This window comes from Tenacibaculum sp. A30 (assembly GCF_051200845.1).
Taxonomy (GTDB): Bacteria; Bacteroidota; Bacteroidia; order Flavobacteriales; family Flavobacteriaceae; genus Polaribacter.
On sequence record NZ_CP195160.1, the window covers coordinates 2,696,239 to 2,710,005 of the forward strand.

Annotated in this window: 16 protein-coding genes; 9 read left to right on the forward strand and 7 right to left on the reverse strand. The window is 31.4% G+C overall.

Going from position 1 to position 13,767, the window contains the following annotated elements; all coding sequences use genetic code 11:
* The first annotated feature begins 49 nt into the window (after window positions 1–49).
* From ACR9ES_RS12980 to ftsY, 7 genes are all read left to right on the forward strand, one after another.
* Window positions 50–889, forward strand: coding sequence for a 1,4-dihydroxy-2-naphthoyl-CoA synthase (locus tag ACR9ES_RS12980; RefSeq protein ID WP_274633563.1), 840 nt, complete (start codon window positions 50–52; stop codon window positions 887–889).
* 99 nt (window positions 890–988) lie between these two features.
* A complete protein-coding gene (locus ACR9ES_RS12985) occupies window positions 989–1,597 on the forward strand; it encodes a fumarylacetoacetate hydrolase family protein (RefSeq protein ID WP_435254485.1) in 609 nt (202 codons plus the stop codon).
* A gap of 41 nt (window positions 1,598–1,638) precedes the next feature.
* Window positions 1,639–2,883 (forward strand): competence/damage-inducible protein A, encoded by a 1,245-nt coding sequence (locus ACR9ES_RS12990; protein ID WP_435254486.1) that lies wholly within the window; start codon window positions 1,639–1,641, stop codon window positions 2,881–2,883.
* 165 nt (window positions 2,884–3,048) lie between these two features.
* Window positions 3,049–3,288 carry a 50S ribosomal protein L28 gene (gene rpmB / locus ACR9ES_RS12995; RefSeq protein WP_028893013.1) on the forward strand — a complete coding sequence of 80 codons (240 nt, stop codon included), beginning with the start codon at window positions 3,049–3,051 and terminating at the stop codon, window positions 3,286–3,288.
* A 28-nt stretch (window positions 3,289–3,316) separates the two neighbouring features.
* A complete protein-coding gene (rpmG, locus tag ACR9ES_RS13000) occupies window positions 3,317–3,499 on the forward strand; it encodes a 50S ribosomal protein L33 (protein ID WP_013868805.1) in 183 nt (60 codons plus the stop codon).
* A gap of 27 nt (window positions 3,500–3,526) precedes the next feature.
* Complete coding sequence (locus ACR9ES_RS13005; protein WP_081728324.1) at window positions 3,527–3,679, forward strand: DUF4295 domain-containing protein; 153 nt, start codon at window positions 3,527–3,529, stop codon at window positions 3,677–3,679.
* A 261-nt stretch (window positions 3,680–3,940) separates the two neighbouring features.
* Window positions 3,941–4,894, forward strand: coding sequence for a signal recognition particle-docking protein FtsY (gene ftsY / locus ACR9ES_RS13010; RefSeq protein ID WP_274633566.1), 954 nt, complete (start codon window positions 3,941–3,943; stop codon window positions 4,892–4,894).
* Window positions 4,895–5,001: 107 nt separating this feature from the next.
* Here the strand turns inward: ftsY and ACR9ES_RS13015 are convergent, their stop codons facing one another.
* The gene (locus ACR9ES_RS13015) at window positions 5,002–5,325 is read right to left on the reverse strand and encodes an HNH endonuclease (protein WP_435254487.1); all 324 of its coding nucleotides are present in this window, start codon (window positions 5,323–5,325) and stop codon (window positions 5,002–5,004) included.
* 219 nt (window positions 5,326–5,544) lie between these two features.
* Here ACR9ES_RS13015 and rimO point away from each other — a divergent pair, with 219 nt between their 5' ends.
* Together rimO and ACR9ES_RS13025 are read left to right on the forward strand one after the other, a co-directional pair.
* Entirely contained in the window at window positions 5,545–6,897 is a 1,353-nt protein-coding gene (gene rimO, locus ACR9ES_RS13020; protein WP_435254488.1) for a 30S ribosomal protein S12 methylthiotransferase RimO, read from the forward strand.
* A 112-nt stretch (window positions 6,898–7,009) separates the two neighbouring features.
* Window positions 7,010–7,768 (forward strand): diphthine--ammonia ligase, encoded by a 759-nt coding sequence (locus ACR9ES_RS13025; protein ID WP_435254489.1) that lies wholly within the window; start codon window positions 7,010–7,012, stop codon window positions 7,766–7,768.
* Here ACR9ES_RS13025 and ACR9ES_RS13030 read toward each other — a convergent pair.
* The 6 genes from ACR9ES_RS13030 to ACR9ES_RS13055 all read right to left on the reverse strand — a co-directional run bounded on the left by ACR9ES_RS13030 (window position 7,757) and on the right by ACR9ES_RS13055 (window position 13,765).
* Window positions 7,757–8,140, reverse strand: coding sequence for a DUF6122 family protein (locus tag ACR9ES_RS13030; protein ID WP_435254490.1), 384 nt, complete (start codon window positions 8,138–8,140; stop codon window positions 7,757–7,759). The two genes, ACR9ES_RS13025 and ACR9ES_RS13030, sit on opposite strands and share 12 nt — an antisense overlap.
* A gap of 148 nt (window positions 8,141–8,288) precedes the next feature.
* Window positions 8,289–8,534 (reverse strand): hypothetical protein, encoded by a 246-nt coding sequence (locus ACR9ES_RS13035; protein WP_435254491.1) that lies wholly within the window; start codon window positions 8,532–8,534, stop codon window positions 8,289–8,291.
* Window positions 8,535–8,607: 73 nt separating this feature from the next.
* Entirely contained in the window at window positions 8,608–11,568 is a 2,961-nt protein-coding gene (locus ACR9ES_RS13040; RefSeq protein WP_435254492.1) for a histidine kinase, read from the reverse strand.
* A 23-nt stretch (window positions 11,569–11,591) separates the two neighbouring features.
* A complete protein-coding gene (locus ACR9ES_RS13045; RefSeq protein WP_435254493.1) occupies window positions 11,592–12,347 on the reverse strand; it encodes a LytR/AlgR family response regulator transcription factor in 756 nt (251 codons plus the stop codon).
* 100 nt (window positions 12,348–12,447) lie between these two features.
* Window positions 12,448–13,212: a TIGR02757 family protein gene (locus tag ACR9ES_RS13050; RefSeq protein ID WP_435254494.1), complete on the reverse strand. Its 765-nt coding sequence runs from the start codon at window positions 13,210–13,212 to the stop codon at window positions 12,448–12,450.
* Window position 13,213: 1 nt separating this feature from the next.
* Window positions 13,214–13,765: a CPBP family intramembrane glutamic endopeptidase gene (locus ACR9ES_RS13055; RefSeq protein WP_435254495.1), complete on the reverse strand. Its 552-nt coding sequence runs from the start codon at window positions 13,763–13,765 to the stop codon at window positions 13,214–13,216.
* Window positions 13,766–13,767: the final 2 nt, after the last annotated feature.

Genomic DNA, 13,767 nt, shown 5'->3' on the forward strand with positions numbered 1-13,767 from the left:
GTTATTATGTTATTTTTGTACATCTAAATAACGACAATATTTTAAAATTATGATACAACCAGATTGGAAAGTTGCCAAAGAATACGAAGATATTACCTATAAAAAATCACATAATGTTGCAAGAATAGCGTTTAACAGACCAAATGTGCGTAATGCATTTCGTCCTAAAACTACATCTGAGTTGTTAGATGCTTTTCAAGATGCGCATGAAGACACCAATATTGGAGTTGTATTATTATCAGCAGAAGGACCATCAACCAAAGACGGGGTTTGGAGTTTTTGTTCTGGAGGAGATCAAAATGCACGTGGACATCAAGGTTATGTAGGAGATGATGGTTACCACCGATTAAATATTTTAGAAGTACAACGTTTAATCCGTTTTATGCCTAAAGCAGTAATCTGTGTGGTTCCTGGTTGGGCAGTAGGTGGCGGACATAGTTTACACGTAACTTGTGATTTAACACTAGCGAGTAAAGAGCATGCGATTTTTAAACAAACAGATGCCGATGTTACTTCATTTGATGCAGGGTATGGATCAGCATATTTAGCTAAAATGGTAGGGCAAAAGAAAGCGCGTGAAATCTTTTTCTTAGGAAGAAATTACTCAGCGCAAGAAGCTTATGAAATGGGAATGGTAAATGCTGTTATTCCTCATGACGAATTAGAGCAAACCGCTTTTGATTGGGCACAGGAAATTTTAGCAAAATCACCAACTTCAATAAAAATGCTAAAGTTTGCAATGAATTTAACAGATGATGGAATGGTTGGTCAACAAGTATTTGCAGGAGAAGTAACACGTTTAGCTTATATGACAGATGAAGCTAAAGAAGGACGTGATGCGTTTTTAGAAAAACGTAAGCCAAACTTCCCAAAAACTTGGATACCTTAAAAGCCAACCCTAACCCTCCCAAAGGGAGGGAGTTAGTTTGAGTAAATTATAAAAATAAAAGAGTATGATTTTTCCCTTTGGGGAAATTAAAAGGGGCTTATGAAAATAATTTGTATTGGTCGCAATTATGCAAAACATATAGAAGAATTAGCGAATGAAAAACCAGAAAACCCTGTAGTTTTTTTAAAGCCAGATTCGGCTATTCTTCCAAAGAAAATGCCATTTTTTATCCCACCATTTTCAAATGATGTGCATTATGAGGTGGAAGTATTGGTAAAAATAAACAAAGTGGGAAAACATATTTCTCCAAAATTTGCACATAAGTATTACGATACTGTCGGATTAGGAATCGACTTTACTGCACGAGACGTACAAGCAGAGTGTAAAGAAAAAGGGTTGCCATGGGAAAAGGCTAAAGCTTTTGATGGTAGTACCATTGTTGGAGAGTTTTATCCGAAAGAAGAGTTTGATTTAGAAAATATTTCTTTTCAGTTGCTAAAGAATGATGAGGTGGTTCAAGATGGAAACACGTCTAGTATGTTATGGAAGATTGATGAGTTGGTAAGTTATGTATCGCAGTATTTCACCTTAAAAAAAGGAGATATTATTTTTACAGGTACCCCAGCAGGTGTTGGTAAAGTAGTAGAAAACGACATATTAACAGGAACTATTGAAGGAAAACAAGCTTTTCAAATTAAAGTAAAATAAAATATCCCGCTTCGGCGGGATTCTTTTTTAGAGATAACTAAATGAATGCAGAAATTATAACGATAGGAGACGAGATTCTTATCGGACAAATAGTGGATACTAATTCACAATGGATTGGTCAGGAACTCAATAAAATTGGAGTTTCGGTTTTTCAAATATCTTCTATCCAAGATGAAAAACAACACATACTAAATGCGTTAAAAGAAGCAGAAAATAGAGCAGATATAGTCATTATAACTGGAGGGTTAGGGCCTACTAAAGATGACATTACTAAAAAAACAATTGCTGAATATTTTCAAGATGAAAAGGTTGTTGAATATCCAGAGGTAATCAACCATATTAAACATTTATTCAAGAAAGTCAATCATCCATTTAATGAGGTTCAGCAATATCAAGCACAGCTTCCTTCTAAAGCAACTATATTAATGAATCGTTTGGGAACTGCACCTGGGATGTGGTTTTATGAAAATAATACGGTTTTTGTATCGCTACCAGGAGTTCCGTACGAAATGAAAGGATTGATGAAAGAAGAAGTATTACCAAGACTTCAATCAACTTTTAAGTTACCTTTTATTTTGCATAGAACCATTATGACGGCAGGTACAGGTGAAACCATTATTGCTGAAAGAATTTCTGAATGGGAAGATAATTTACCTGACTTTATAAAATTAGCCTATTTGCCGTCTTATGGCAGTGTTCGTTTGCGTTTGTCAGCAAAAGGAAATGATAAAGAATTACTAACCCAAGAGATGGAGAAGCAAGTTGCAACGCTGTATACTCTAATTCCAGAGATTATAGTAGGGGATGATAATGAGACTTCATTAGAAAAAGAAGTAGGGAAGTTGCTGCAACAATACGGAAAAACAGTTTCAACTGCTGAAAGTTTGACAGGAGGAAAAATTGCATCCACTATTGTTTCTGTTTCTGGAGCTTCCAATTATTTTATGGGTGGGTTTGTAACCTATACTGCAGATTTAAAAGAGCAACTATTAGGTGTTTCAAAAGAAACAATTGATGAGTTTACTGTAGTAAGTAAAGAGGTTGCTGAAGCAATGGCAAAAGGATGTTTAGATAAATTAAAAACCGATTATGCCATAGCAGTTACAGGAAATGCAGGACCAACTACCGATCATAATGATAAGAGTGTAGGCTTGGTGTATATTGCCATTGCTAGTAAAAACGGAGTAGAAGTGCAAGAGTTTAACTTTGGGCAACCTAGAGAAAAAGTAATCAATAGAACGGTAACTAAATCTTTAGAACTTTTACAGTCAATCATATTAAAATAATTAGTATTTTTGCCGCCGTTACGCTTCCAAATAGGTTAGATGCTGAACCTAAGTTTTGAATGGATTAAAATAATTTAAAATTTAATCGAGAATATTTTTGTGCAATAAATTAAATTGCATAAATTTGCACCTCGTTTAGAAATAACACTAAAAACTGTCAAGAAGATGTCTAGAGTTTGTGAATTAACAGGAAAAAAAGCGATGGTAGGTAACAATGTATCTCACGCTTTAAATAGAACTAAAAGAAGATTTAACGCTAATTTAATGACTAAGCGTTTTTATATTCCAGAAGAAGATAAATGGATTACTTTAAAAGTATCTGCTTCTGCATTAAAAAATATTAATAAAAAAGGAATCTCTGCGGTTATCAAAGAAGCAAGAGCTAACGGTTTCTTAACTAAATAATTCCTTACTTAGATAAAATTTTAGAGAGATGGCAAAAAAAGGAAACAGAGTTCAAGTAATTTTAGAATGTACTGAGCACAAAGCATCTGGGCAACCAGGAACTTCTCGTTATATTACAACAAAGAACAAAAAGAACACTCCTGATAGAATGGAAATAAAGAAATTTAATCCAATCTTAAAGAAGATGACAGTTCATAAAGAAATTAAATAATTAGCTACGGCGTAAACTTTAATTAAAATGGCAAAGAAATCAGTAGCAACGTTACAAACAGGTTCGAAAAGATTAACCAAAGCTATCAAAATGGTGAAGTCTCCAAAATCAGGAGCTTACACTTTTGTTGAAGCTATTATGGATCCAACACAAGTAAACGACTTTTTTGCAAAAAAGTAATTCTTGTATACAGTTTAAAGAAAAGCTACTTTCATTAGAGAGTAGCTTTTTTTATATTTACAAATTAGTACTCTGTGTGTAGTTAAAAATTTGGGCGTTACCCTAAAGGGTCGGGCTTTCGGCAGTCGCTTCCCGAAGCATCGGGAGAGCTCCAACAAATGCCTCAACACCTAACGCAAGAGTAACCGTTTAATGACAATTTGACCGTATCAATAAAATGGTATAGTTTTTAACCTATAGTAGCGATTATAAAATTTAACAATGAGTTTTTTTAAGAAAATCTTCTCAAAAGAGAAAAAAGAAACCTTAGATAAGGGATTAGAAAAAACCAAATCAAGTTTTTTCTCTAAATTATCAAAAGCAGTTGCAGGAAAAGCAAAGGTAGATGATGATGTGTTAGATAATTTAGAAGAAGTACTCGTGTCGTCTGATGTAGGAGTAGAAACAACCTTAAAAATTATTGATAGAATTGAAGAACGTGTATCTCGTGATAAGTATTTGGGTACCGATGAGTTAAACCAAATTCTACGCGAAGAGATTGCTGGTTTATTATCAGAAACAAATACAGGTGATGAAACAGATTTTACGATTCCAGCAAACACGAAACCTTATGTGTTAATGGTGGTTGGAGTAAACGGAGTAGGAAAAACCACAACAATTGGTAAACTAGCGTCACAATTTAAAAAGAAAGGGTTAAAAGTGGTTTTAGGAGCTGCAGATACGTTTAGAGCTGCTGCGATTGATCAACTACAAGTTTGGGCAGACAGAACAGATGTGCCAATTGTACGTCAAGAAATGGGTTCTGATCCAGCTTCAGTAGCTTTCGATACGGTACAGTCAGGAGTTAATCAAGATGCAGATGTGATTATTATTGATACAGCTGGACGTTTACATAATAAAGTTAACTTAATGAATGAGTTGACAAAGATTAAACGAGTAATGCAAAAAGTAGTACCAGACGCACCACATGATGTATTGCTAGTGTTAGACGGTTCAACAGGTCAAAATGCCTTTGAGCAAGCGAAACAATTTACCAAAGCAACGGAAGTAACTTCATTAGCAGTAACCAAATTAGATGGTACTGCCAAAGGAGGAGTGGTTATTGGTATTTCAGATCAATTTCAAATTCCTGTGAAATATATCGGAGTTGGAGAAGGTATCGACGATTTACAAGTGTTTAACAAGCATGAATTTGTAGACTCGTTTTTTAAATAGAAAGTGTCATTCCTACGTAGGTAGGAATCTTAGTGTAAAATATAACTCCCAAATTGGGAGTTTTTTTATGTTTATTTTTACAAGGTGGGTATAGTAGAGTATAGTTTTTATTTAAACTCAGGAGGGTTTTTAATAGCTTCTTTTACAACCGAAGCTACAGAATCTTTAGTAATTCCTTTGTTTTTACAATAATCACTATTCAGCCAATCTTCTAATAATTTAGCCCCTTTACTTGCATTACAAGACATACAACAGAGGGCAATATTGTTGGCCTTATTTATTCTAATGTCGTTTACTATATGTTCCCAAGATTGTTTTGTTTTTCTTGAGTTGTCGTTGTTAGAAAATGTTACTCCACAATAAACACAAGACTTATCTCTTGATAGTACTAAATTTTCTACTTCAATTGGAATTCCCCATTTATTCCCCATATCAATTTTTTATAAAATTTGTTTATTAACCTTCTGCATTTAATTAGTTTCATTGCCCTATTAAGCACAATGTTTAAGATAACTGTCACTTCAAATAATTAAATTATATAATAACGAAGTTCAATAAAAATATGTTAAGAATCAAACTAATTTTAAGGGTTTAAACTACCTAAAAACCTGAATTAAAGCGTATATTTGCACTCCGAATTTTTTTACAATATGCGTACTAAAACAACAAAACAAAACAAAATCAACGTAGTTACTTTAGGTTGCTCTAAAAACGTTTACGATAGTGAAGTGTTAATGGGGCAGTTAAAAGCCAATGGTAAAGAGGTAGTTCATGAAGATGAAAATGACGAAGGAAATATTGTAGTAATCAATACGTGTGGTTTTATTGGTAAAGCCAAAGAAGAAAGTGTAGAGACTATTTTACACTACGCACAAAAGAAAGAAGAAGGTGAAGTAGACAAAGTATTTGTTACTGGTTGTTTAAGTGAGCGTTATAAGCCAGATTTAGAAGCTGAAATTACCAATGTAGATCAGTATTTTGGTACGCACGATTTACCAAACTTGTTAAAAGTTTTAGAAGCAGATTATAAGCATGAGTTAATAGGAGAACGTTTAACAACGACCCCAGATCATTATGCGTATTTAAAAATTGCGGAAGGTTGCGATCGTCCATGTTCGTTTTGTGCCATTCCGTTAATGCGTGGTAAACATAAATCGACACCAATTGAAGATTTGGTTACAGAAGCTACTAAGTTGGCAGAAAAAGGAATCAAAGAAATCATGCTAATAGCGCAAGATTTAACCTATTACGGATTGGATATCTATAAAAAGCGTGCCTTAGCAGATTTATTAAAAGAATTGGTAAAAGTTGAAGGTATAGAATGGATTCGTTTGCATTATGCCTTTCCAACTGGTTTTCCGATGGATGTGCTAGAAGTGATGAAGAACGAACCAAAGGTTTGTAATTATTTAGATATTCCGTTACAGCATATCAATACCGAAATTTTAAAGTCGATGAAGCGTGGTACAACGCACGAAAAAACGACTTCGCTGATTCATAAATTTCGAGAGGCAGTGCCAAACATGGCCATTCGTACGACGTTAATTGTTGGATATCCAGGAGAAACTGAAGAACAATTCCAAGAATTGAAAGACTGGGTAGAGGAGATGCGTTTTGAGCGTTTAGGAGCTTTTGAGTACTCACACGAAGAAAATACAGGGGCGTACGTTTTAGAAGATGATGTGCCAGCGGATGTAAAGTTCAGACGTGTGAACGAAATTATGGAAGTTCAGTCACAAATCTCTTGGGAACTAAATCAAGAAAAAATAGGAAAGACTTTCAAATGCTTGTTCGATAGAAAAGATGGAGAGTACTATTACGGACGTACCGAATTTGACTCACCAGATGTAGATAATGACGTAATTGTTGATGCTCGTGAGTATTATATAAAGCTTGGAGAATTTATTGATATCGAGATTTTTGATGCAGGAGACTTTGATTTACATGGAAAGCCAGTGGTAAAACAAGAAAGACCAGTTCCTTTAAATCAGAAGAGAAAATAGTTTGGGGTGTAGGCTTCAGGCGGTATGCTATAAGCTTTTGTTTTTTTTGAGTTTGAATAATGATAAAAATTTAACATTCCAATAATCTAAGTATCTAATCATCTAAGGTATAATGAAAAAAGCCTATTTTAACTGGAGTTCAGGAAAAGACTCGTCATTAGCATTATATAAAATTGTACAACAAAAAGAATACGATGTACAAAAGTTGATTACGAATGTAAATCAAGACTATCAACGTGTTTCAATGCATGGCTTACATGAAGATTTGTTAGATGCACAGGCTGAAAGTATTGGAATTCCATTAGAAAAAATATATTTTCCTGCTGAAGTTACCATGGATTTGTACAATCAAAAGATGAAGGAGAAAACTGCTGAGTTAAAAGAAGCTGGACTTGTAAATGGTATTTTTGGTGATATTTTTTTAGAAGATTTAAGAGCTTATCGTGATTCGAAGCTACAAGAGGTTGGAATTACAGGAGTGTATCCACTTTGGAGACAAGATACTAAAGAGTTACTTAGAGAGTTTTTAGCTTTAGGTTTTAAAACGATTACTGTTTGTGTCAATGCTAAATTATTAGGTGAAGAGTTTGTAGGAAGAGTTATTGATGAAGATTTTATTAATGAGCTACCTGATGGGGTTGATGTTTGTGGAGAGAATGGAGAGTTTCATACCTTTTGTTATGATGGTCCTATTTTTAAGAAACCAGTAGAATTTGAAATAGGAGAAAAGATGTTGAAGTCGTACACTTTACATACAAATGATGATGATAACTGTTATCAAGATTCAAAGAAAACTAAGAAGTCAGAAGAAACTACTAATAAAAACTATGATAGAAGTTTTTGGTATTGTGATTTACAGTTAAAAAAATAAACTACTTATTGTTTTTAGTAATTCTTTAGCAGGCGCATTTTCTAAGCAAGAACTACACGTATTGTACATAAACAAGCAATCGATAAAATCGGTTAACATATGTAGTAGAAGTCCTAAACCAATAATATTATAGGGTCTTTTAAAAAAGAGCAATACAATATAGAAAACAATTGCATGGTAGGAGTGGAGTATATGAAAGCCAAAACTACATCGATTGGGATCAAATATAGGGCTTGCTAATAAGTGATCTAAATCTACCAGCATAGTTGCTAGTAGTATTACAGCAACTTTTATCCAATCTTTTCTAAAAAAGAAGAAAGCGATTAAAACAGGAAATCCGAAATGTAAAAAGTAATGAATAAATGACTGCATTTACTTACAAAAGTAAACTACTTTCTTATTCTAAAATAAAAAAAAGCACATGGATTATGTGCTTTTTTTTACTCGCTTAAAGAAACAAGTACTCCGTTTTGAAGATATTTATAAAATGGGTATAAAATATTAGTACTTGTTTTGGTTTTTAAGCCTGTGGTTGTAGAATAATTACCTTTTGTTTATCATCTACTTGTTTCTCTTTCCCCTTTTCAATATTGTTTTTTAAAGACTTTATTGTCGTTATTTGATATTTATAACCATTAAAGTTTTTTGTGATTTCTACTTTTTCTAACCAATAAAAATAGCCTTGGTGAATAATAGGTAAGAATAAAAATTTAACTTTTTTATTTCGCCTAACCCTTGTTGCTCTTTTTTTTAATTTTAACTTCATTATGTAGGGGTTTTTAATTAATGGATATTTAAAATAAGTACAAAGAAAACCCAACTATAAACATAATTTTTAGTTAATTATTTAACGTGTAAATTTTTAATGTAATCGTAACGATTGTTCCTTTTAAAGGAATTGAAACGGTTGAGAATGAATTAGAAGAAGAATGATCTAACAATTGTAATCGTTCTTCGATTAATTTGGTTCCTTTAGACTGTTTGTTAGAATTGTTATAGTCAACCCCTTTTCCGTTATCAATCACTTCACAAGCTAAAGAACCGTTATTTTGAGTAAAGTTTATGGTTAGTTTTGGGTTTTTAGAGTTGCTGTCAAAAGCATGTTTAAAAACATTTTCTATAATTGGTTGTAGTAGCATAGGAGGTACCCCAATCGTATCTATAGCTAAGTCATCAGCTGTTATTGTAGTGGTTACTTCTGTTTCAAAACGTAACTTTTCAAGCTCTATATAGGTTTTTAAGTAGCTTATTTCTTCAGCTAAGCTTATGTATTGTAAAGATGAATTATGAAGTGTTTTTCTTATTAGTTTTGAAAACTCTCCCATATATTTTAATGAGTTATCAATATCATTATCTATAATAAAATTCTGAATTGAATTCATAGCATTGAAAATAAAATGAGGATTCATTTGACTTTGCAATGCCTCCATCTTAGTTTCTGAAACTCGTTTTAAAATATCTTGTTTAAGTAGTTCTTCTTTCTTTATACGATTAATTTTAAACCTATAAAGTATATAACCTCCTAAAAAGAGTATAATAGGAATTAAGCTAATAAACCACCAAGTTTTCCAAAAAGGAGGAGTAATAGTTATGCTTAGTAATTTACTGCTGTAAGTTTTTCCGTTACTATAGTCTTTAATTTCTCCAGTAATATTATAATCACCATTGTTTAAGTGGTTTAATTGAACTGTGTTTTCACTACTCCACTGACTCCATTCATCACTAGCTATTTTATATCGATATTTTAATTTATTAGGGAGTGGATGGTTGTTAATATTAAAGGAAAATGAAACGGTATTTTGTTTGTAAGGTAGTTTTATAGATTTTTTGGTGTATTGAAACCAATTATAGTTTGATGACGGTATGTCTTTGTAATTTACTTTAATGTTTGAAATACTAAAGTCATAAGGTTTTATATTAAAATTATTAATAATAGTTTTTAAATCAATTTTATAGTAACCTTTGTCAGTTCCTATTAATAAATTATCGTTGGAGATTATTGCTGAAGAAAAAAGCTTATTTGTTATTCCTTGTTCTTCATCTAAGAAAATAACTGAATTATCTCTGTATAAATTAATTCCTTTTTCAGTACCAATAATTAAATATTCTTTATACGATTTTAAGAAAAGTATGGTGTTTCCTATAATCTCACTATTTTCAATTTTATTTACAACTTCAAAATAATCATCCGTTTTAATAAAGAAAACTTCACCTTTTGAATTGCTGATAATTAATTGATTGTTGTTATTAACAGCTGAATAAATTAGCTCTTTCTCTTTCCAAATATTGTTTTTTAAGAGTGATTTAAATTCACCGTTATGATACTGATACAAGCCTGAAAATCTAGAAATGAAAAACAAGTTATTATTTACTTCAATGATTGAAGTAACATCTCTTGGATTATTACTATTTTCAAGTTCAAAATCAGAATGTTTGATATTATTTTCTAGATCTTTTAATAAGTAAACTTTAGAATAGGGGCCTTGAAAAAAAGCATTATTTTTTGAGGTAAAATAAAAAGTATTAGTATAAATAGGGAAATAACTCTCTACGGTATTATTCTTAGCTATTTTAAATAACCCAATAGTTGTATTTACCCAAATAGTATTATCTATTTTTTTAAGGCTTTTAAATTCTAAATCTTCAAGATTGTTGTTTTTAAAACGAGCAAAACTAAAGCCTTCTTTTAGAGTTAATTTCTCATCATCAAAAAAAAGCTGATATTTTGAATAGAAGTCTTTAGGAGGGATATACATGTAAGTGTTTCCTTTAACATGTAATCCGTCTTCAGACAAATAGTACTCTGTGTTTTCTGTAACTTCAATATCAATAATATTTTTTATTTGATTATAAAACGTAACTTTTTTAGTTAAATCTACTTTAAAAAGTCCCTTATCTAAAGTTCCAATAAATAAAACATTGTTATTTGAGTCGTACTCTAAAGACCATTGCTTTGTACTTTGCACATTGAATGTCGAATTGAGTATTTCAGCAGCATTATTATTTAAATTAAATAAACCACCCGAAGGGTAATTAATACCATCGGCAACTCCATAAATATTTTGATTTCTGTCAGAAACAAAATTCCAAAAAACGCTGTTACCAAATTCGTTTAAAGGTTTGCTATCATTGATGTAATTTCTAATATTATATTTTTTGATGGATTTATCTTTGTTAACAAAACCATCAAAACTAACTAGTACTAAATCGTTATTTTTAAATATTGAAAAAACAGAATCATAATTATGATGTAAAAAAACTAATTGATTTTTTTCTTCATTATACTTCCATAATCCGTCTCTATAGGTTTGGATATAGACACTTTTTTCAAATTCAAAAAATCCCATAACTTGGAACTTCAAATCGTTGTTGATTACAGGATTAGTAATTTCTTTACTGTTAATATCTATAACCGATAATCCGCTTTTGGTTCCTATAAAAACCTTTTGATTGTGATAAAATATTTTACGTATGTAATTGTTTACCAAACCCTTCGAGGTATTGTAAACAGAGAAGTTGTTTCCATCATAAAATGTTACCCCACCACCGTAACTACCAAACCATAAATTATGATTAGCGTCTTCTTCAATAGCCCAACAATTATTATAAGCTAAACCATCTTCTTCATAAAAATTAGTAATCTTGTTATTCCTTATTTTTGAAACACCTGCACCAGTACCAACCCACAAAATGCCTCTGCTATCTTTTTTTATTGAAAAAACACTGTTATTAGGTAATCCGTTTAAAGTGCTAAAATTAGTAGACGAGAAGGTTTGAGAAAACGTTAATTGAATAGACAAAAAAACAAATAAAAAGAACAAGCTTATTTTTTAGGAAGTATCGCATTTAAAAAACTTTCTTTTTTTCTTGAAGCAAGAGGTAATTGTTCTCCATTATTTAATTCAACATATAAATCTACAGATTTATTAAATCGTACAACGTGGTTTAAATTTACTAAATAGGATTTATGAATTCGATGAAAACTTGCTTTAGGTAGTAATTCCTCAATATATTTTAGTGTTTTCGATAAAATTATTTTTTTACCATTTATAAAGGTTACCGAACTATAATTGCTATCAGCTTGACAATATAAAATTTGATTAGGGTTTATAATTTCATACCCAGATTCAGTAGGTAAAGCTATTTTATTAAAGTTGCTATCACCAGAGTCTATTTGGTTTAAAATTATTTTTAAATTATCTTGTTTAGTATTTTTTTCTAAACGTTGTTTATAGCGTTTTATGGTTTCTAATAAATCAATATAATTTATTGGTTTAAGAAGATAATCAAGTGCGTTTTCTTTTATAGCTTTTATGGCATATTCAGAATAAGCGGTGGTAAAAATGACATCAAAACTTCTACTTTTCATTTCTTTTAATAGCTCAAAACCATTTTTATTAGGCATTTCTACATCTAAAAAAATTAGTTCGGGTTCGTTTTTTTCAATAGAAACAATAGCTTTATCAACGCTTTCACATTTATCAAGTACTAAGAATTCATTGGGTAAATATCTATTTAATAATTTTTCTAAAAATTCTCTAGCATTATGTTCATCATCAATAATAATTGTCTTTATCATAACGGTAAATTTATTTTTATAATAAGTGAAAAAAAGTATGAATTAGTAAACGTATTAAAAAATTGTTTTAAAGTAGCATAATTGCTCTTTATTAACTCATTTAAAACTTTTCAAAAACTCCTAATCCAAATAAGGCAAAATCATATTTAACAGGGTCTTTAGCATCAAAATCTCTTAAAGTAAGGTCTAGTTCTTGAACTGCTTTCCAATCATTTTGTTTTCGAGTAAGAATCCCAAGTTTTCGAGCAATATTTCCTGTGTGAACATCTAACGGACAATGTAAATGAGCAGACGAGTGTGTCTTCCATATTCCTAAGTCGACACCAGTTGTATTGTCTCTAACCATCCAACGTAAAAACATGTTTATTCGTTTTGAAGCTGATCCTTTTAACGGATCAGAAACATGCTTTAAAGTTCTTGATTGATGAGGAATTTCAAAAAATACTTGTTTGAAATGATGTATAGCATGTTGGTAATTATCAGCATTGTTTTTTGGTTGTAAAACAGCTTCTAATCCACCATGATTTTGATAGATGTTTTTTAACGATTGAACAAAAAACTTAAAATCATCGGCATTGAATGTTCTGTGTACGAATCCGTCAAAATTGGCTAAATCTTCCTCAGAATGATTCATAACGAAATCGTATGGAGAGTTTCCCATTAAATCCATCATTTTATGGGAGTTGTTAATAATCATTTTACGATTTCCCCAAGCAATGGTCGCCGCTAAAAAACCAGCGATTTCAATATCTTCTTTTACTGAAAATTGATGCGGAATTTGAATAGGGTCGCTATCAATAAAATCCGGATTGTTGTATTGTATTACCTTTTCGTCTAAAAATTCTTTGAGTTCCGTTTTGTTCATTTTACATTAAATCTCCTGCAAAACTAAGCAAAACGAAGAAAGCATTATAGCAAGCGTGTAATAAGATACTCCATGCTAAACCAAATCGAACTCTGATAAACCCAAGGTAACCTCCTAAAATAGTTTGAGGAGCCACCAATATGGGGGCTAATAACAACACGTTGGTAGTAATGTTGAAATTGGTTAAATGCACCAATCCGAAAAGTATAGCAAAAACATAAAAAGCTATTTTGAACGATTTTTTACTTTGGAATAAAGTGATTGGAGCTCTAAAAAATATTTCCTCTAATAAAGGAGCTAAGATTACAGCGATTCCAGCAATAAACCACTTAGAGTGCGTTTTTAGCAACTCTTCCATAGCATGATCATCCATGTTTACCCAACCCAATTCTTCAATAAGCACAAAAAGAGGTGATAAAAGTGCACCTGTGACAATACATATCGTGAGTAGATGTAAGAATTTTTGAAATCGATACGAAGCATTTTGATTTGCATCTTTTTCTAAAACAGGATTTTTTAAATAGGCAATAAGCTCGTAAAAAGTTTCTTTCATAG